At 56.9% G+C, this 19,643-nt stretch carries 20 protein-coding genes; 16 read left to right on the top strand and 4 right to left on the bottom strand.

Annotation, left to right across the window (positions count from 1 at the left end):
- Positions 1-106 precede the first annotated feature (106 nt).
- Genes BFV97_RS04490 through BFV97_RS04480 form a run of 3 tightly spaced genes read left to right on the top strand, consistent with a single transcriptional unit; the run spans position 107 to position 3,578 of the window.
- Positions 107-880, top strand: coding sequence for an RNA methyltransferase (locus tag BFV97_RS04490; protein ID WP_069299157.1), 774 nt, complete (start codon positions 107-109; stop codon positions 878-880).
- Between the two features lie 60 nt (positions 881-940).
- On the top strand, positions 941-2,077 hold the full coding sequence (gene ctaA, locus BFV97_RS04485; RefSeq protein WP_069299156.1) for a heme A synthase: 1,137 nt from the start codon (positions 941-943) through the stop codon (positions 2,075-2,077).
- A 13-nt stretch (positions 2,078-2,090) separates the two neighbouring features.
- Positions 2,091-3,578 carry a carboxypeptidase M32 gene (locus tag BFV97_RS04480; RefSeq protein ID WP_069299155.1) on the top strand — a complete coding sequence of 496 codons (1,488 nt, stop codon included), beginning with the start codon at positions 2,091-2,093 and terminating at the stop codon, positions 3,576-3,578.
- Between the two features lie 26 nt (positions 3,579-3,604).
- On the opposite strand, the gene BFV97_RS04475 is transcribed toward BFV97_RS04480, so the two are convergent.
- A complete protein-coding gene (locus BFV97_RS04475) occupies positions 3,605-4,399 on the bottom strand; it encodes an enoyl-CoA hydratase (protein ID WP_069299154.1) in 795 nt (264 codons plus the stop codon).
- Positions 4,400-4,467: 68 nt separating this feature from the next.
- On the opposite strand from BFV97_RS04475, the gene BFV97_RS04470 reads away from it, so the two are divergent.
- Positions 4,468-4,899: a PaaI family thioesterase gene (locus BFV97_RS04470; protein WP_069299153.1), complete on the top strand. Its 432-nt coding sequence runs from the start codon at positions 4,468-4,470 to the stop codon at positions 4,897-4,899.
- On the opposite strand, the gene BFV97_RS04465 is transcribed toward BFV97_RS04470, so the two are convergent.
- A complete protein-coding gene (locus BFV97_RS04465; RefSeq protein WP_069299152.1) occupies positions 4,896-7,022 on the bottom strand; it encodes a calcium-binding protein in 2,127 nt (708 codons plus the stop codon). The genes BFV97_RS04470 and BFV97_RS04465 overlap by 4 nt on opposite strands.
- 301 nt (positions 7,023-7,323) lie before the next feature.
- Between BFV97_RS04465 and rplM the strand changes: the two genes are divergently transcribed.
- From rplM to BFV97_RS04405, 12 genes are all read left to right on the top strand, one after another.
- Positions 7,324-7,791, top strand: coding sequence for a 50S ribosomal protein L13 (rplM, locus tag BFV97_RS04460; RefSeq protein ID WP_069299151.1), 468 nt, complete (start codon positions 7,324-7,326; stop codon positions 7,789-7,791).
- On the top strand, positions 7,788-8,294 hold the full coding sequence (gene rpsI, locus BFV97_RS04455; protein WP_069299150.1) for a 30S ribosomal protein S9: 507 nt from the start codon (positions 7,788-7,790) through the stop codon (positions 8,292-8,294). The genes rplM and rpsI overlap by 4 nt, the downstream gene beginning before the upstream one ends.
- A 161-nt stretch (positions 8,295-8,455) precedes the next feature.
- Positions 8,456-9,268 carry a glutamate racemase gene (locus BFV97_RS04450; protein ID WP_069299149.1) on the top strand — a complete coding sequence of 271 codons (813 nt, stop codon included), beginning with the start codon at positions 8,456-8,458 and terminating at the stop codon, positions 9,266-9,268.
- A 101-nt stretch (positions 9,269-9,369) separates the two neighbouring features.
- Positions 9,370-10,413, top strand: a complete 1,044-nt coding sequence (gene argC / locus BFV97_RS04445) for an N-acetyl-gamma-glutamyl-phosphate reductase (RefSeq protein ID WP_069299148.1) — start codon at positions 9,370-9,372, stop codon at positions 10,411-10,413.
- Positions 10,413-11,237, top strand: a complete 825-nt coding sequence (locus BFV97_RS04440) for a YihY/virulence factor BrkB family protein (protein WP_069299147.1) — start codon at positions 10,413-10,415, stop codon at positions 11,235-11,237. Before argC ends, BFV97_RS04440 begins: the two co-directional genes overlap by 1 nt.
- Positions 11,237-11,677 carry a cytochrome c maturation protein CcmE gene (ccmE, locus tag BFV97_RS04435; protein WP_069299146.1) on the top strand — a complete coding sequence of 147 codons (441 nt, stop codon included), beginning with the start codon at positions 11,237-11,239 and terminating at the stop codon, positions 11,675-11,677. Before BFV97_RS04440 ends, ccmE begins: the two co-directional genes overlap by 1 nt.
- Before the next feature lie 75 nt (positions 11,678-11,752).
- Positions 11,753-12,364 (top strand): holin-associated N-acetylmuramidase, encoded by a 612-nt coding sequence (locus BFV97_RS04430; protein WP_069299145.1) that lies wholly within the window; start codon positions 11,753-11,755, stop codon positions 12,362-12,364.
- The gene (locus BFV97_RS04425) at positions 12,355-12,816 is read left to right on the top strand and encodes a holin family protein (RefSeq protein WP_069299144.1); all 462 of its coding nucleotides are present in this window, start codon (positions 12,355-12,357) and stop codon (positions 12,814-12,816) included. The genes BFV97_RS04430 and BFV97_RS04425 overlap by 10 nt, the downstream gene beginning before the upstream one ends.
- A gap of 202 nt (positions 12,817-13,018) precedes the next feature.
- Positions 13,019-13,354, top strand: coding sequence for a hypothetical protein (locus BFV97_RS04420; RefSeq protein ID WP_069299143.1), 336 nt, complete (start codon positions 13,019-13,021; stop codon positions 13,352-13,354).
- An 86-nt stretch (positions 13,355-13,440) separates the two neighbouring features.
- Positions 13,441-15,423: a heme lyase CcmF/NrfE family subunit gene (locus BFV97_RS04415; RefSeq protein WP_069299142.1), complete on the top strand. Its 1,983-nt coding sequence runs from the start codon at positions 13,441-13,443 to the stop codon at positions 15,421-15,423.
- Between the two features lie 2 nt (positions 15,424-15,425).
- Entirely contained in the window at positions 15,426-15,881 is a 456-nt protein-coding gene (locus BFV97_RS04410; RefSeq protein ID WP_069299506.1) for a cytochrome c-type biogenesis protein, read from the top strand.
- Between the two features lie 68 nt (positions 15,882-15,949).
- Positions 15,950-16,726 (top strand): enoyl-CoA hydratase-related protein, encoded by a 777-nt coding sequence (locus BFV97_RS04405; RefSeq protein ID WP_069299141.1) that lies wholly within the window; start codon positions 15,950-15,952, stop codon positions 16,724-16,726.
- Positions 16,727-16,812: 86 nt separating this feature from the next.
- On the opposite strand, the gene gltA is transcribed toward BFV97_RS04405, so the two are convergent.
- Positions 16,813-18,108 carry a citrate synthase gene (gltA, locus tag BFV97_RS04400; protein WP_069299140.1) on the bottom strand — a complete coding sequence of 432 codons (1,296 nt, stop codon included), beginning with the start codon at positions 18,106-18,108 and terminating at the stop codon, positions 16,813-16,815.
- 67 nt (positions 18,109-18,175) lie between these two features.
- Entirely contained in the window at positions 18,176-19,585 is a 1,410-nt protein-coding gene (gene gltX, locus BFV97_RS04395) for a glutamate--tRNA ligase (RefSeq protein WP_069299139.1), read from the bottom strand.
- Between the last annotated feature and the right edge of the window lie 58 nt (positions 19,586-19,643).

The raw sequence follows: 19,643 nt of genomic DNA, 5'->3' as shown, positions 1-19,643 counted from the left end.
TAGACCGTCACAGGAATTGCGCAAGGCGGCTCTGACAGGGCCGCCTTTCTTGATCTTCGCTCCCTTGCAGCGTAACAGGCAGGCCAGCACACACAGGAGTCCATATATGTCCGGAACAGACCACGCCAAAGCCGCTGAATGGGGCGGCCCCCAGCCAGCGATCATTCTCGTTGAACCCCAAATGGGTGAGAATATCGGAGCGGCGGCGCGGGCGATGTGGAATTTCGGGCTGGAGCGGATGCGGATTGTGAACCCTCGGGACGGTTGGCCGAACCAGAAGGCTGTTACCATGTCGAGCGGCGCGGCAAGGGTGATTGACGCGGTGCAGGTAACACAGACCACAGAGGAAGCGGTGCAGGATCTGAACTACGTTTTTGCCACCACAGCGCGGGGGCGGGATCTGACCAAACCTGTGGTGACACCGGAACGGGCCATGGAACAGGCCCGCGCTATGGTGGCCGAGGGGCAGAATGTGGGCATTCTTTTCGGGCCCGAACGCTCGGGCCTTGAAAACCCTGACATTGCGCGGGCGAATGCGATTATTTCCGTGCCGGTCAATCCGGCGTTTGCCTCGCTCAATCTGGCGCAATGCGTGCTGTTGCTGGCCTATGAATGGCGCCGCCAGCAGGGGGATGCGGCCCCCGAGGTGCTGGAACTGGCGGGGACAAAACACGCCGAAGCCATCGAAATCCAGAAACTGAGCGAGACACTGGAGGCGCGGCTGGAGGCGGTCGGGTTCTTCTGGCCGGATCACAAAGCCGAAAGCATGGTGACGAACCTGCGCAACATGATTTCGCGTATGCCACTGACACAGGCGGATGTGCGGATGTTCCACGGCGTCATCAAGTCGCTGGCTGACAAGCATCCGAAGTCCCGTTAACCATTGATCGCCCCTGCGCCACGTCCTAGATATGGGCGAGCATTTTGAAAGGCGCGGCCCATGAGCAAGACACGCAGCATCTTTGAAGAGGTTTCCGGCGAGAAACCCGCAGGAGACCACCCCAAAGGCGGATTGATCGACGCAGGCAAAACCGGAGCACGACGGGCCATTGCGGTCTGGCTGATGGTCCTTTTTGCTATGGTGGCGCTGATGATCCTTGTGGGGGGCATGACGCGGCTGACTGACAGTGGATTGTCCATCACCGAATGGAAACCCGTCACCGGCGCAATCCCCCCGATGGATGCGACGATCTGGGAAGAAGAATTCACTAAATACAAGGCAACGCCGGAATACCAGCTTCAGAACAAAGGCATGAGCCTCTCCGAGTTCAAGGTTATCTACTGGTGGGAATGGGGACATCGCCAGCTTGGGCGGCTTGTCGGGTTGGTTTGGGCGCTCGGCTTTGCTTATTTCCTGCTGCGCCGCCAGATTCCCAAAGGCTGGACCGGTAAACTGCTTTTTGTGGGCGGATTGGGTGGATTGCAGGGCGCAATTGGCTGGTGGATGGTATCCTCGGGTCTGACGGGGCGTATGGTTGACGTGGCCTCTTACCGGCTGGCGACCCATCTGGGGCTGGCCTTTGTCATTCTTGGCGTTCTGGTCTGGTACGCATGGCAGCTTCAGCGCAGCGAAATGGACCTGTTCCATTCCCGTCGCAATCAGGAGAAGCCGCTGGTGACACTTTCAACTGTCATGCTGCTGCTGGTGTTCGCTCAGATCCTTCTGGGCGCATTGGTGGCCGGTATTGATGCAGGTCGGGGCTATATCGACTGGCCGCTGATGAACGGGGAATTCCTGCCATCGGAGTCTTTTGATTACGTGCCGCTCTGGACGAACTTTTTTGAAAACCCCGCATTGGTCCAGTTCAATCACCGGATGTTGGGCTATCTGGTTCTGCTGGGGGCACTCTACCTCTGGTATTCGGCGCGCGGCTCGGCTATTCTGGCAACACGGCGCGCGGCTTTGATTGCTTTGGTCATGGTGGTGGCGCAAATGGTTATGGGGATTGTGACTGTGATGCACGCTGCCCCGGTCCATCTTGCGATCTTCCATCTGGTGGGCGCTGTGATTGTTATTGTAAGTATTTTACACGTCCGGTTTTCAGCGCTCTACCCAAAGGCGCAAAAGCTTAGATAATTGAGGTGATTTGATGAACTCCAAGACAGCATACTCGGCGCTGGCCGATCATTTCCGCGATGTGGTGGCTTTGGGGCAGGTGTCAGGTTTGCTGGGGTGGGATCAGGAAACAATCATGCCCAAAGGGGCCGCCGCGCAGCGGTCCGAATGGATGAGCGCCCTTGAAAAGCTGAGCCACAGCCAGCGCACCGATCCGCGGATTGCCGATTGGCTGGACGCGGTGGACGGGGCTGATCTGAACGAAGTGGAGGCGGCCAATGTGCGCCTGATCCGCCGCCAGTTTGAGCGTCAGTCCAAGGTCCCTGCGGCGCTGGCCAGCCAGATTGCGCGGGTCACATCGCAGGCCCAAGGGGTTTGGGCCAAAGCGCGGGAAGCGGGTGATTTCTCGGCGTTTCAGGATGTTCTGACAGAAGTTCTGGCCCTGCGCCGGGAAGAGGCGGCGGCGCTGGCTGAGGGCGGAAATCTCTATGATGCGCTGTTGGAAGATTACGAACCGGGCATGAAGGAACCGGAACTGGCACAGTTGCTGGGCGGCTTGCGCGACGGTCTGGTGGACCTGCGGGGCAGGGTGGCCGAAAGCCACGAGGCTATTCCCAATCTTCAAGGCAGTTTCTCCCATGCGCAGCAAACCATGATTGCCCATGAACTCGCCACGGCATTCGGGTATGACTGGACCCGCGGGCGGCTCGATTTCAGCGTCCATCCGTTTTCCAGCGGCAGTTTCAATGACGTGCGGATTACCACCCGCGTGTCAGAGTCAGACCCGTTCAACTGTTTCTATTCTACCATTCACGAGGTGGGTCATGCCACTTATGAACAGGGGATTTCACAGGATTACGGGCTGAGCATGCTGGGGCGTGGCGTGTCGATGGGCGTTCATGAAAGCCAGTCCCGCATTTTGGAAAACCAGCTTGGGCGCAGCCGCGCCTTTACCGGATTTCTTTATAACCGGATGCTTGAGGTATTTGGCGATTTCGGGATCGAAAATGCCGAGAGTTTTTACCGCGTGGTGAACAAGCTGCATCGCGGGTTTATCCGCACCGAAGCCGATGAGGTGCAATATAATCTGCACGTGCTGCTGCGCTTTGATTTGGAACGCAAGATGATCGCCGGCGAACTGGAGGTGGCTGATCTGGAAGCGGCATGGAACGAACGCTTTGAGAAGGATTTCGGCTATCCGGTGGATCAGCCTGCGAATGGTGTTTTGCAGGATGTGCACTGGTCGGTCGGGCTGTTTGGCTATTTCCCCACCTATTCGCTGGGCAATATCTATGCCGGTGAGCTGTTTGAAGCGATGTCCGGTGATCTGCCAGAGTTGCAGGCGGATCTGGGCAAGGGCGATACCAAGGCGGCGCTGGCGTGGTTGGGGGACAAAATCCACCGCTTTGGTGCCTTGTACGAACCGCGTGAAACCATCACCCGTGCGGTCGGTCACGCGCCAACGGCGGAACCGCTGCTGGCCTATCTGAATACGAAGTTTGGCGATATATACAAGCTGTAGAACGGCTGCGCGCGCGGTCCTTCTGTTCAGCTTTGCGTCCAGTCCGGTGTGCGTTTTTCCAGAAAAGCGGCTATGCCTTCTTCCGTGTCTGACAGCAGCATGTTCTGCGCCATGACCTCTCCGGTATAGGTGTAAGCCTGATCCAGCGGCATCTGGATTTGCTCGTAAAACGCCTGTTTGCCGATGGCCACTGCCGCGCCCAGCTTGGAGGCAATCTGTTCAGCCAGCGCCTGCGTTTCCTGTTCCAGTTCCGCAACCGGAACCACGCGGTTCACGAGGCCGAGATCGCAGGCTTTGTCGGCGGGAATGAACTGGCCGGTGGTCAGCATCTCAAACGCCTGTTTGCGCGAGATGTTGCGGGACAGGGCCACCATCGGGGTAGAGCAGAACAGCCCGATGTTCACGCCGTTCACGCCGAACCTTGTCTCTGTATCCGTCACCGCCAGATCGCAACTTGCGACCAGCTGGCAACCGGCGGCGGTGGCCAGACCGTGGGGTTGGCAAATCACCGGCTGGGGCAGTTTCGGGATGGTTGTCATCATCTTTGTGCATTTGGCAAAAAGGTCGAGGAAATACTGTTTTCCGTCATCCTCTGCCTGCCGCGCGGCGGTCATTTCCTTGAGGTTATGACCGGCGCAGAACGCCTTGCCGTTGCCCTTCAGGATCACCACGCGGATGGATTTGTCCTGCATCAGCGCGTCAAACTGGCCCTGCAACGCGTCCAGCATGTCATCGGACAGCGCATTCAGGGTTTGCGGCGTGTTCAGCGTCAGCGTGGCAATAGCGCCGGAATCGTTGCGTAACAGAATGTCGGACGTCATGGTTTTCCCTTGTTTGGCGGTGGCCTTTGACCCAAACCTTAGACAAGACAAAAGGCCGAGGAAAGACAATGCCCCTGAAAATGACCATAGACGAACTGCACGCATTTCTTAAAGAGGTGTTCCCGCAGGTCAAAGACGATTTTGTCATCGAAGCGCTGAGCGCGGATGAGATAACAGTGCGTCTGAAAGTATCGGACAAACATCTGCGTCCGGGCGGCACGGTTTCGGGACCGTCCATGTTCGGGCTGGCGGATGTGTGCTTTTATCTAATCACAATGGCGAACATCGGACCCAAGGCCCTGACCGTGACGACAAACTGTTCCATTGATTTCATGCGCAAACCCGAACCCCGCGACATGATTGCCAAGGCGCGTCTGCTCAAACTCGGGAAGGCTTTGGCGGTGGGGGATGTGATGCTGTATTCTGACGGCATGGACAAACCTGTTGCCCATGCCAATGTGACCTATTCCATCCCGCCACGGGACGAGTTCGTGCGTTAGAACAGACTGTCGGTGATATAGTCGCCGTCTTTGAAGTCCGAAAGATCGGCGCCCACCACCAGAACCGAATGATCGCCATCCACTTTGAACAGCACACCCTTGTCATTATCGATGATCTTAATGTCAGGGGCGCCGGCTGTTTTTAGGTTCTGGGCTGTGATGCTCATGTCCAGAACATCAGTGCCAAACTCGAAATCTAGGATTTTGTCCTTGCCGAAATCGGAATCCTGAAAGACGAAACTGTCAGCACCGTCACCGCCGAACAGGCGGTCGTTGCCGTCGCTGTCATAGATCCTATCGTTACCAGCGCCGCCATATTCCTTGTCATTGCCACCGCCGGAGTAGATATTGTCGCTCCCCGCGTCGCCATAGACTTTGTCGTTTCCTTCGCCGCCCTGAACAAAATCGTTCCCGCCGCCACCGAAAATCTTGTCTTTTCCTTCGCCGCCGTAAATGTAGTCATCGCCGTTTCCGGCTTTCAGTACATCATTGCCGTCCTCGCCGTTCATTGCGTCAGAGCCGCCGCCGCCCAGCAGAACATCGCGTTCGTTGCCTCCAAACAGCGTATCGCCGCCGCCGCCGCCGGTCAGGCGGTCCTTGCCATCGCCGCCATAAAGCTGGTCGCCGCCGCCATTGCCTAGCAGCTTGTCGTTGTCCTCGCCCCCGTATAGGAAATCGCCTCCACCGCCGCCGCGCAATGTGTCGTTGTCCTGACCACCATAAAGCGTATCGGTGCCAGCATCGCCCGAAAGCACGTCGTTTCCGGCTTCGCCATACAACAAATCGCTACCATCACCACCGGATATGGCATCACTGCCGCCACCGCCTTTGATGTAATCGGCTTTCTTTCCGCCGGACAAATTGTCGTCTCCGGCCAAGCCAAGAAGAATATCCTCTCTGTCTGTGCCGGATTGCTTGTTGTCCTTTCCGTTGCCTTCCCAGAAGTAATCCGGCTCGCTCAGGTCTACCCCTTGCAGAGAATCCCCGTAGCTCAGCCATTTGAAGGTGCTGTCGTGCAGGGTAATCAGGAACTGGCCGGACTTGAGTTCATGGAAGGCAGCGTTGGACTGGTCCTCGATCTCGGGGTCTTCGTGGATCACTGCAGGGCCGAAGACAAGTTTGCCGGAGGGGGACACCACCGAAAGATAGACATCCGAATCCCCTTCATAAAGTGAAATCTTCCGATAGCCTGTGAAGGTCACGGCCAGCAGCCCGCTTGCGGTTTCGGCGACTGCAAATTCATTCGGGGTGACGCTTTCTCCGTCTATTTTGGAGTCAAACGTGACCGGTTTGCCTTTGGCGACTCCGTTCTTGTTGTATCTTTGAATGTGGACGAGATCCTTTTCATCCGTAAGGTGATCTGTATCAACGATGGAATAAACAGCAAGAAACCCGCCGTCTTTAGTGGCGTGGATTGCCGGATCGGCTGCATAATCTTCACCCTCAACGCTGTGGGGCATTTCAAAACGCTCTCCATCCGGCTTGCCGTTGCTGTTGAAGAACTGGCCGTAACGCGAACTTTCGCTGCCTAGCTGCCATGTCGCGAGAAAACGGCCGTCGTCCATTTCGGTCAGAACGGGATTGGCGCGGCCGAATTCCGTCGGGCCGCGGCCTTCGTCAAAGTTGTAGGTCGATACCTGCTTGCCTTTTTCGTTGAAGAACCGCCCGACATATTCCAGTTCCGCTTCGGGATCGCGGTCTCGGTAGGCTACGAAAAAGCCGTCTTTGGTGTTGATGGCCGATTTCACCTCCATCAAGTAACCGCTGTCCAGCACTTTGGCCTCGCCTATCTGGCTGCCGTTTGCCTTATAGTTCCTCAGCACAATCTGATTGTGGTTAATGGTATCGGCGCCCTCTTCCATGATGATAGAGAATTTGCCTTTATCCCCCGCCATAATCGTGGGAACCTTGTAACCGAGCGCGAAGGTGCCCTGTGTGAACAGTTCCTCGGTCTCGCCGGTTTTGGGATTGTAGAGACTGACCCGCAAGAGGCCGCTGCTGCTGCCGAGATAGGCGCTTGCCACCTTGCCATTGCTTAAAACTGTGCTTGTGTATGTTTCTTCAACCGAAACGCCCAACCCGTCGCCTGAAAGAAGATGCTGCTCTCCGATAAAACCAACCATGAAATACCCCTCTAAAATTGGTCAAATAAACCCAAATATGGTTATGCATGAATTTTTGCAGTGCTACTTTATTGATGCTTTTTCCATCTGCAAGATTTTTTCAGGCAGGACAGGCCGTAAATCGGGCATTTTGAGCGGGTTTTTCTGGGGTAAAATAATACCATAATTTCAAAATATTGTTTAGTAACGATTTTTTTGCCATTTTTGCAATTGACTGCGGCGCTCAGGCGGGTAGAACAGGCGCAGAATTCGACAGGGCTTTACGGTCTTGTTTTCACTTCCAGCAATTGGACTTAAAACCATGAAAACTTTCTCAGCAACGCCTGCTGATATCGACAAGAAATGGATCCTGATCGACGCTGAAGGCGTTGTTCTGGGCCGTTTGGCGTCGATCGTTGCCATGCGCCTGCGTGGCAAGCACAAGGCATCTTTCACGCCGTCTATGGATATGGGCGATAATGTTATCATTATCAACGCCGATAAAATCCAGATGACAGGTAAGAAACGCACCGACAAGATTCACTACTGGCACACCGGTTATCCGGGTGGGATCAAATCCCGTACAGCCGGTCAGATCCTTGAAGGCAAACACCCCGAGCGTCTGGTCACACAGGCTGTCAAACGGATGCTGCCAGGTGGCCCACTGTCCCGTCAGCAAATGACTAATCTGCGCGTCTACGCAAGCGCAGAGCACCCCCACGAGGCGCAAAACCCCGAAGTGCTGGATGTCAAAGCGATGAACCCTAAAAACACGCGGAGCCAGTCATGAGCGACGAAATCAAATCTCTGGACGATCTGAAGGACGCTGTAGAAGCCTCTGACATGGTGATCGAAGACGCTGCTGGCGAACCTGCTGCCGTCACCCGTGAAGCGGTTCGTGACGAACTGGGTCGCTCTTATGCGACAGGTAAACGGAAAGACGCGGTTGCCCGCGTTTGGATCAAACCCGGTTCCGGCAAAGTTACCATCAACGGTAAAGAGCAAAACAAATATTTTGCCCGTCCGGTTCTGCAAATGATCCTGGCACAGCCGTTTGAAATCGCTGATGTTGTTGGCGAATTCGACGTGATGGCAACTGTTAAGGGCGGTGGTCTGTCCGGTCAGGCCGGCGCTGTAAAGCACGGTATTTCCAAGGCGCTGCAACTCTACGAACCATCCCTGCGCGCGCCTCTGAAGGCTGCTGGCTTCCTGACACGGGACTCCCGCGTTGTGGAACGGAAAAAATACGGTCGTCGCAAGGCGCGTCGGAGCTTCCAGTTCTCCAAGCGTTAAGCTTTACGATCAAGGTTACGAAAAGGGGCGGTGTTTCACTGCCCCTTTTTTCGTGCGGTTGCGGATCGACTTTCTCCAATCTCGGCTTTACCCGTTCACAAAGCAGCGTTACTGGTACGTCCAATCCGCGAGTATTCATCTAATTTTACGGACTGAACCCCATGCCTGTAGGCGTATTTGACAGTGGACTGGGCGGCCTGACCGTCTTTGAGGCGATCCGTGCAAGGATGCCCGAACAGCCTTTGGTCTATTTCGGGGATAACGCCATTGCGCCCATCGGGGTGCGGGACGCTGATGACATTTACGGTATCACCACGCGGGCGTGTGAGCGTTTGTTCGATGAAGGCTGCAATCTGGTGATTCTGGCCTGTAACACGGCTTCGGCGGTGGCCTTGAAGCGGATGCAGGAAAACTGGGTTCCCAAGGACAAACGGGTTCTGGGTGTGTTTGTGCCGATGATCGAGGCGATGACCGAACGGATGTGGGGCGATACCTCCGCGCCGCGGGAGGTTGCGGTCAAACAGGTGGCGCTGTTCGCCACCCCCGCAACTGTGGCCAGCCGTGCGTTCCAGCGGGAACTGGCGTTTCGCGCCGTGGGTGTCGATGTAGAGGCTCAGCCCTGCGGCGGTCTTGTGGATGCGCTGGAAGACAATGATCTGGAACTGGCCGAGGCCTTGGCCCGCAGCCATGTGGCAGCATTGAAACGGCGCATGCCCAATCCGCAGGCGGCTGTTCTGGGGTGTACCCATTATCCGATACTGGAGGCAATCTTTCAGGATGCGCTCGGGCCGGATGTTTCTGTTTATTCCCAAGGGCGTCTGACAGCCGCCAGCCTTGAGGATTACTTGCACCGTCACCCCGATATGGTGGGTGCGGCGGGACAGACCCGTTGTCTGACATCCGGCGATCCGGAGCGTGTCGGTACGGCTGCGACCCGTTTTATCGGGCGAAGAATGGTGTTTGAGGCCGTCTGAACGCCCCGAACACCTGCACCACTTGCCCCAAATCTGTCCGGTTGATTGCACAGAGATGCAATTTGCCCTAGATCATTTATCGAATTCCAAGGAGATGGCCCATGAGCACGCATGTAGACACGCCGAAAAATATCGCGATTTTGGGGGCGTCCGGTTATACCGGCGCAGAGCTGGTGCGCCTGATCGCAACCCACCCCGGAATGGTTGTGCGTGCGATGACAGCGGACCGTAAGGCCGGCATGGCCTACGGCGCCGTGTTCCCCCATTTGCGGCATCTGGACCTGCCGGAGCTGACCACCATCAAAGACGTCAACTTTGACGAGATTGATCTGGTGTTCTGTGCGCTGCCCCACGCCACCAGCCAGAGCGTGATCCGTGAACTGCCCGAAACGGTGAAGGTGGTCGATCTGTCGGCCGATTTCCGGCTGCGCGATCCGGAAGACTATGCAAAATGGTATGGCGGCCCGCATACAGCGTTGGAGTTGCAAAAAGAGGCGGTTTACGGGCTGACCGAATACTACCGCGCACAGATCAAATCCGCCCGTCTGGTGGCAGGCACCGGCTGTAACGCCATGACCGGCCTGATGCCGATCCTGCCGCTGCTGGAAGCCGGTGTGATTGACAGCGACGACATTATCATTGATCTGGCCACAGGTGTCAGCGGGGCAGGGCGCTCGCCCAAGGAAGGCATGTTGCATTCCGAAGTTTCCGAAGGCTACCGCGCCTATAACGTGGCTGCGCACCGGCATCTGGCAGAGTTCGATCAGGAAATGTCCCTGATCGCGGGCAAGCCGGTGAGCGTGACTTTCACCCCCCATCTGCTGCCCCAGAACCGTGGAATTCTGGCGACCATCTACGTCAAGGGTGAAGCACAGGCGATTCACGATGCCTTGCGCGCGAAATACGACGATGAACCCTTTGTTTATGTTCTCCCCTTCGGAGAGGCACCCGCCACGCAACACGTGCGCGGCTCTAACTACTGCCATCTGGGGGTTATTCCTGACCGCAAGCCAGGACGGGTAATGGTGTTTTCAACGCTTGATAACCTCACCAAAGGGTCTAGCGGTCAGGCGATACAGAATGCCAACCTGATGCTGGGGCTGCCCGAAACGATGGGGTTGGAACTGGCACCGCTGTTCCCGTGATGCATTCTCCGTTCATTGTCGTCTCGCGCGATGCAGTGAACTCCTTTATTGCGCGGGGCGGGGATATGCAGGCGGGGTACATCGCCTATTCCCTGCTGCTCGCGATTTTTCCGTTTCTGATTTTCTGTGTCTCGCTGACGGGGATTTTTATCGGTGTGGACCGCAGTGCCGAGGCAGTGGGTGTGCTGTTTGATTTCGCACCGCCCTATCTTGCCAAAGTTTTGGAACCGGCGGTGGTGGATGTGCTGTCGCGGACGCATAGCCTGTTCACCCTGTTCATTCTGGTGGCGATCTGGGCGGCCATGCGCGGGGTTGAGGCAATTAACCGCGCCTTTGATGGCATCTACGGGGAGCGGGATGGCGGGGTCTGGGTCCTGCGCAAGATCAAGGCGCTGGTGACGGTTTTCCTCTCTGCGATTGCGGCTGTAATTCTGGGCCTGTCGATCCTTCTGGCGCCAGGTTTGATCGTTGTAATCGAAGAATTCACCCACGTGGAAATTCCAACCAACATCACTTTGATGCGATACGCTGTTGGAATTGTTGTGTTTTACTGGCTGATCTGGAGCCTGCACTGGTTTCTTCCAAGCAATCACGCCGAAGGGTTCACCCGCTGGCCGGGCGCTGTGTTCACCACCATAAGCTGGCTTGGCATGGCCACGGGATTGTCGATTTTTCTGGCAAATTGGGGGCGCTATTCCGTCACTTACGGCGCATTGGCGGGCATTGTGATCACCATGTTGTTTCTGTACTTCTCTGCCGCGATCATATTGTTGGGGGCCGAACTGAACGCTGCCCTCCAGCGCTATAGGAAAGAGCACAGCTAATGGCCGGACTGAAAAAACAACGCCGTATCCAGCTTATTATAGCCGGATTTTCATGCCTGTTTGCGGGGTTCGTGGTGATCTACCTTGCGGCGGGGGATGCGTTTCAATATTTCTACAGCCCGTCTGATCTGGCCACCAAGCCACCGGCCGAGGGTCAGATTATCCGCATCGGTGGATTGGTCGAAGGGGGCTCTATCGAGAAGACCGGCCAGACCGTCCGCTTTCGCGTGACAGATGGTGGCGCCACGGTGCCGGTGGTCTTCACCGGCATCCTGCCCGATCTGTTCACCGAGGAACAAGGCATGATCGCCACCGGCGTTCTGTCGGACGGGGTGTTTGAAGCGCAGGAGATCCTCGCCAAACATGATGAAGAATATATGCCCAGAGAGGTCATGGATGCCCTCAAGGAACAGGGCGTATATCAGAAAGCCACCGAGTAGCGTGCGCTGCGCTTACCGGACCTTAGAAGTTTGATCCGATAAATTCTGCCGATAGCAACAGATCGGCAGGATTTTATGAAAACAGTAGATCAAATCGCCAGAGAAATCGTGCGCCGTGAAGGCGGTTATGTGAATGATCCGGACGATCCGGGCGGAGCAACGAAATTCGGTGTCACAATCCACACCATGCGCCGTCTAGGGCTGGACCTGAACAATGACGGCACCGTGGATACGCAAGACGTGCGTGCGCTGAGCGAGGCTGAAGCTGTCGAAATCTTCAAATCCCATTATTTTGCCAAACCCGGGATCGGAGGTCTGCCCATCCCCCTGCAGCCCAGTGTGTTTGACATGTATGTCAACGCGGGCAGTCACGGGGTGCGGATCCTGCAACGCTGTCTTGGGCAATTCGGACAGCATGTGTCCGTTGACGGCGTGATCGGTCCGCAAACGCGGGCCGCAGCAGAGGCCGCGATGTCAGCGGCGCCGGATTATCTGGTGGATGCCTACGGAATTGCGCGGCGCAATTACTACTATGCTCTGGCGGACCAGCGCCCGGCCTCGCGCAAATACGCGCGCAGTCGGTCCGGCGGCAAGGGCGGCTGGATTAAGCGCGCCGAGGAATTCATCTCTCCGCGCTACCACTTGAGCCTTGCAGACCACAAACGGAGGTGTGCGGCATGGGGATGATCGGTGATTTGCTGGGCATCGGGAAGGCCGTGCGTGAGGTGGCAGAGGTGTTTGTGCCGAACAAGACCGCAACGGCGGAGTTCGAACATCTGGAACACAAAGCCTCGGTCGCGCAATTCGGCGCGGAATTCGCGCGGGAGCGGGGCGGCTGGTTCAACAATCTCGTGGACGGGCTGAACCGCTTGCCGCGGCCTGTGTTTGCGCTGGGGACGGTGGGCCTGTTTATTTTCGCCATGTGGAATCCTGTGGCATTTTCCCGCCGCATGGCTGGCCTTGATGCGGTCCCCAGAGAGTTATGGTGGCTGTTGGGGGCGGTGGTGTCTTTTTATTTTGGTGCGCGGGAATTGTACTATGTGCGCAGCCGCTCGCAACAGCGGACCAAAGCGGTGCAGCTGCCCGAGCCGCAGGATACCGAGAATGCCGCCGTGCGGGACTGGCGGGCAAGGCGGTGAGAGGTGGGATGAGCGTCGGGGTGAGGGGGCGGTAACGTGCTGATTGTTATGGGATAACTCGATTTACATACTACCTATATGAAGCTTCTTAAATGAAGCTTCATTATACAAGCTTCTCATATGAAGCTTCTATGTTAGGGGAATCTTTACGAATGGCTGCCTAAGGTTGCGCAGATATTGTTCCCAACCTGATAGGCGCATCATGCAAAGCTACCGTCCCGACAAATTCAAAACCACCTATGACACGATGGAGGGAGAGGCGCTTTGGAGGTTTCTTAACGAAGCCTCAACCATCGCGATCATGGAAACCGCCAGCTACCTGCGGCGTCCCGCGATAGAGCCTCTATCGCCCTTTCTGCAACATCGCTTCCCCAAGGTGCGCCGCTCTGCGCAGATGCGGCGCATGATCGGTCATATGGTCCGCCAGATCCTTGAGGATCGCGGCTTCGGTCTGTATCGAAGAAACCTTCGCATCAACAATCCGAACAATATCTTCGCCTTCGGGTCCGCCTATCAGAATCCCGCTGCCAGCCTGTGACATTTCACGCAACCCTCTCAAGCTTAATTGAATTGTGACAGGGGGTAAGCCTGCTATAAACGGTCCGAGCAATAAGGGGCAGCACCATGTTCGCAGAGATCGGCCACTTCACAGTCCTTCTGGCCTTCACCCTATCCATCGTACAATCCGTCGTGCCCCTGATTGGCGCCCAAAAGAACTGGGCCGGATGGATGCGGCTGGCGGATTCCACTGCGATGGCCCAGTTCCTGCTGATCGCCTTCAGCTTTGCGGCCTTGACATACAGTTTTGTCGTCTCTGATTTCTCGCTGGCGCTTGTGGCGGCCAATTCTCACTCCGCGAAACCCATGCTGTATAAGGTTACGGGCGTGTGGGGGAACCACGAAGGCTCCATGTTGCTGTGGATCCTGATCCTTGTATTTTACGGCGCATTGGTGGCGCTGTTTGGCCGAAACCTCCCAAGCGCTTTGAAGGCACGGGTGCTTGCGGTTCAGGCGATGATTTCGGCGGCGTTTCTCGCGTTTCTGATCTTCACCTCCAACCCGTTCCTGCGGATTGCTGTCCCTCCGGCGGATGGGAATGACCTCAATCCGCTGCTACAGGACCCGGGGCTCGCATTTCATCCGCCGTTTCTCTACTTGGGTTATGTGGGGCTCTCGATGTCCTTTTCCTTTGCGGTGGCTGCTTTGATCGAAGGGCGCGTTGACGCGGCTTGGGCCCGTTGGGTCCGGCCCTGGACTTTGCTTGCCTGGGTCACGCTAACCATTGGCATCGCGCTTGGTTCATGGTGGGCTTATTATGAATTGGGCTGGGGCGGCTGGTGGTTCTGGGATCCGGTCGAGAACGCCAGCTTTATGCCCTGGCTGATTGCCGCCGCTTTGCTGCATTCCGCGATTGTGGTCGAAAAACGCGACGCCCTCAAAAGCTGGACGGTTCTGCTTGCGATCCTTGCGTTTTCCTTCTCGCTGATCGGCACCTTCATCGTACGATCCGGTGTGATTACCTCGGTCCATGCCTTTGCCAATGATCCTGAACGGGGTGTTTTCATCCTCGCAATCCTGACGGTTGCGATTGGCGGCGCGCTTACGCTTTATGCGGCGCGGGCGGGGCAGTTGCGCACAACGGCGGTTTTCGGACTGGTCAGCCGCGAGAGCGGTCTTGTGCTGAACAACCTACTGCTTGTGGTGGCCACGGCTGTGGTTTTCTTCGGCACCATCTGGCCACTGGTGGCAGAGCTGACAACAGGGCGCAAACTGTCGGTTGGCGCACCGTTTTTTGACGCCGCCTTCACCCCCTTCATGATCATTCTTGTCGCGATCCTTCCCCTTGGGGCTATTTTGCCGTGGAAACGGGCACAGGTTGGGAAATCCATGAAAAACCTGCGCGGGGCGTTGGCCCTGTCTATCGCTTTGGGCGTGTTGGTCTGGAGCCTTCAGACCGGCGGACGCATGCTTGCGCCTTTCGGTCTGGCGCTGGCGGCCTGGCTGGTGCTTGGGGCGATTATGGATTTACTGGTGCGGGCGCGCTATCGGGACAATCCGCTCGGCACAACCCTGCGCCGTCTGCGTAATTTGCCCCGTTCCGATTGGGGCAAGGCTGTGGCCCATGCAGGGCTCGGGCTTACCGTGTTCGGCATCGCGGCGATCACCGCTTGGGAACAAGAGGACATCCGCGTGGTCGCCCTGAACGAACGCTTTGCGGTGGGGGCCTATGAATTCCAGCTGAACGATGTCGTAAACCAGAACGGCAAGAACTATTCTGCTCAGGTCGGGTCTGTCACCGCCTTTAAGGACAACCGCGAGGTGGCCCAACTGCGGCCCGAAAAGCGGTTCTATCCGGTGCAACAAATGCCAACAACCGAAGCGGCGATCGACATTGGCCTGACGCGGGACCTCTATGTGGTTTTGGGAGAGCAGCAAGGCGATGGCGGTTGGACAATCCGCACCTATATCAAGCCGTTCTCCAACTGGATCTGGATCGGGTCTTTGGTCATGGCGCTTGGGGGATGTCTCAGCCTTACTGACCGGCGCTATCGCGTTGCCGGGGCAGCACGCCCCAGAGCGCGGCCTGTGCCACAACCGGCGGAGTGATGATGCGACAGTTGCTTTTGATCCTGACCCTACTGCTCGCCACCCCGCTTTATGCGGTGGAACCGGATGAAATCCTTGACGATCCGGTGCTAGAACAGCGGGCGCGGGAAATTTCCCGCGAATTGCGCTGTCTAGTGTGCCGCAATGAGAATATCGACAGCTCTAATGCGGGCATCGCCAAGGATTTGCGATTGCTCGTGCGCGAGCGTCTGGTGGCGGGCGACAGCAATTCCGAAGCGGTGGATTTCATCGTGGACCGATACGGCGAATATGTGCTGCTCAAGCCCCGCCTTTCGCGGGAAAATGCGGTGCTTTACCTGATCGGTCCGGTGCTGCTGGTGCTTGGCGCAATCGGCGCGTTCTTGTACCTGCGGCGGCGGTCCCGCCGTCCGGAAACACCGCTCGGATCCCTGTCGCGCGAAGAGGCCGAGCGTCTGGAACAACTGCTCGGGGACTAAGCCGAGTTTCCGCTTTCTGCCACCTGAGCACCGCGATAGGATACCGGCAAACAGCGGAGCTTGACCCTATGGACTATGAAACCCTACTCTACGATCTGTCCGATAATATCGCGACCATCACGCTGAACCGGCCTGATGTTCTGAACGGGCTGACAACGCAGATGCGGGCGGAATTGCTGGACGCGGTCAAGCGCGGCGAAGCCGAGGCACGGGTGTTGGTTCTGACAGGGGCCGGTCGCGGATTTTGCGCGGGGCAAGACCTCGGCGATGCGTCCAAAGTGGCCGACATTGACATGGAAGGCACGCTGCGGGACGAATACGAACCGATGCTGCGGGCAATTTTCGATTGCCGCATTCCAACCATTAGTGCTGTGAACGGGATGGCAGCAGGGGCAGGGGCAAATCTAGCTCTTGCGGCGGATGTTGTCATCGCTGCCGAAAGCGCGACCTTCCTGCAAGCATTCTCGCGTATTGGGCTGATCCCTGATGCAGGGGGCACCTATTGGCTGCCCCGTCAGGTCGGCTTTGCCCGCGCAATGGGTGCGGCCCTATTCGCAGAACCTGTAACCGCGATAAAAGCGGCGGAATGGGGCATGATCTGGGAATCCGTACCCGATGGCAGTTTCGCCGCAGTGGTACGCACCCGCGCATTGCATCTGGCGAACGGGCCGACCGAAGCCTACCGTCTGATCAAACGGGCCATGCGGATGAGCGTCGATCAAACCCTCGACGAGCAGCTTGAAACAGAGGCGCATCTTCAGGGCAAGGCCGGACGGACAGCCGATTTCAGGGAAGGGGTGATGGCCTTTCTGGAAAAGCGCAAAGCCCAGTTTGAAGGACGCTAGGCGCAGCAGTAACCTGCCGATAATTCACACAAAAAAACCGCCCCAATAGGGCGGTTTTTCTAAATCTATAAAAGGGTTAGCCGGATTTACCGGTCCTCGACATTCACATAATCGCGCAGCGGTTCGCCTTTGTAGAGCTGACGCGGACGGCCGATTTTCTGTGTCGGGTCGCCAATCATCTCTTTCCACTGGGAAATCCAGCCTACTGTGCGGGACAGGGCAAAGATTGGTGTGAACATGGATGTCGGGAAACCCATCGCTTCCAGAATGATACCGGAGTAGAAATCCACATTCGGGAACAGCTTTTTGGAGGCGAAATATTCGTCTTCCAGCGCAATACGTTCCAGTTCCTTGGCAACCTGAAGTTTCGGGTTGTTCTCGATACCAAGCAGGCTCAGCACTTCATCCGCGGATTCCTTCATCACCGTCGCACGGGGATCAAAGTTCTTGTAAACGCGGTGGCCAAAGCCCATCAGACGGAACGGATCGTCCTTGTCTTTCGCACGGGCGATGAATTCCGGAATACGATCGACAGAGCCGATTTCTTCCAGCATTTCCAGACAGGCCTGGTTTGCACCACCGTGGGCAGGACCCCAAAGACAGGCAATACCAGCAGCGATACAGGCAAACGGGTTTGCACCCGAAGAACCGGCCAGACGCACCGTGGATGTGGAAGCGTTTTGCTCATGGTCGGCGTGCAGAGTGAAAATCCGGTCCATTGCGCGGCTCAGGATCGGGTTCACTTCGTAATCTTCGGCCGGAACCGCAAAACACATGCGCAGGAAGTTGGAGGCATAGTCCAGATCATTGCGCGGATACACAAACGGCTGACCGATGGAGTATTTATACGCATAAGCCGCGATTGTCGGCATTTTGGCGATCAGGCGGATAGAGGCCACTTCGCGCTGCCATTCGTCACTGATGTCGGTGCTGTCATGGTAGAACGCGGACATCGCGCCGACAACGCCGGTCATAACCGCCATCGGGTGTGCATCGCGCCGGAAACCGCGGAAGAAATTCATCATCTGCTCGTGCAGCATGGTGTGGTTGGTCACGCGGTTCTCAAAATCTTCCAGCGCTTCGGCACTTGGCAGATCACCATAAAGCAACAGGTAGCACACTTCGAGGTAGTGGGATTCGCTGGCCAGCTGGTCAATGGGATACCCACGGTGCAACAGCTCGCCCTTGTCGCCATCAATAAAGGTGATGGTGCTGTCACAAGCGGCGGTGGATGTGAAACCGGGATCATAGGTGAAAACCTGCCCCTCCGCATAAAGACGACGGATATCAATCACATCCGGTCCGGCTGTTGCGGAATACATTGGCAGGTCCAGCTCTTTATCGCCAAAAGTAAGTTTTGCTGTTTTTGGACTGTCTGTCATGCGACCTCTCTATCATTATTGGCAGGTACGGGCCTGCGCATATTTATCCTCGGGCTTCGCTTACACTTCAGGCGGGCGATGTCGCATCCTGAAGGCGGCCGAGGGTTTCCTCCTTGCCCAACGCAGCCATCATGTCAAAAACCGACGGCGACACTGTGCGCCCGGTTAAGGCCGCGCGTAACGGTTGCGCAATCTTTCCGAGTTTTAGATCTCTGGCTTGAGAAAAATCCTTCAAACAGGTCTCAAGTCCTTCGAGCGTCCATGTAGCATGCTGCAATGCAGCGGTCAATTCTTTCAGTATGCCAAGGGATACCGAATCAAGCAGCTTTTCCGCTGCGGCATCTGGAGTAAACGGACGGGAGCCGAGCACAAAGTAGGCTTTTTCAAGCACATCCGTCAGTTTTTTCGACCGATCCCGCAGCAAAGGCAGTACATCGGCCACTTTTGCGCGCGCTTCTTCGTCCAGTTCATCCTGTCCGGTGGCCCGCAGGTAAGTTTGCAAGTCCGCCAGCAGAACGTCATCCGGTGCGATTCCGATCTGATAGCCGCCCACATGATCCAGCTTTTTGAGATCCAGACGGGCAGGGGATTTGCCCAAGCCTTTGAAGTCGAACCACTCAACAGCCTGTTCCGTGGTAAACAGCTCGTCGTTGCCGTGGCTCCAGCCCAGGCGGGTCAGATAATTGCGCATGGTCGCAGGGGTATAGCCCATCTCGCGGTAGGCTTCCGCCCCGAGTGCGCCATGCCGTTTGGACAGTTTCTTGCCGTCGTCGCCGTGGATCAGCGGGATATGGGCAAAGACGGGGATTTTCCAGCCCATCGCACGGTAGATCAGGCTTTGCCGTCCTGCGTTGATCAGGTGGTCATCCCCGCGAATGATGTGGGTGACGCCCATATCGTAATCGTCCACAACCACCGCCAACATATAGGTCGGCGTCCCGTCAGAGCGCAGCAGCACCATATCGTCTAGCGTATCCGCCTGCCATTTAACGTCTTTTTGCACCTTGTCCTTGATGCGCACCTCGCCTTCGCGGGGGGCTTTCAGACGCACAACCGAAGGCAGATCCGGCGCGTCTGCCGGATCGGCATCCCGCCAGGGGCTTTGATACAGCGTCGATTCACCCTTGGCGCGGGCGGCTTCGCGGAAGGCTTCGATTTCGTCCTGTGTGGCATAACAGCGGTAGGCGGTGCCGTTATCGAGCATGGCCTGTGCCACTTCGGCGTGACGGTCGCGGCGCTCAAACTGGCTGATCGCCTCGCCGTCCCAATCCAGTCCAAGCCATTTCAGCCCGTCGTAAATCGCCGCAGTTGCCTCCGGGGTGGACCGTTCGCGGTCCGTATCTTCAATGCGCAGCAGAAATTTCCCGCCCTGATTGCGGGCATAAAGCCAGTTGAACAGGGCTGTGCGCGCCCCACCAATATGGAGGAATCCGGTGGGGGACGGGGCGAAACGGGTAACTACGGGAGTGTCGGACATCAATCTTAACCTTTTGGAAACCAAGCGGGTGCAGGGTTGGCACTACTTATTCCATAAC

The organism is Neptunicoccus sediminis (genome assembly GCF_001719615.1).
GTDB classification, from domain to species: domain Bacteria; phylum Pseudomonadota; class Alphaproteobacteria; order Rhodobacterales; family Rhodobacteraceae; genus Amylibacter; species Amylibacter sediminis.
Note: the sequence above shows the minus strand (reverse complement) of the source record. Positions and strands in the feature narration are given on the sequence as shown.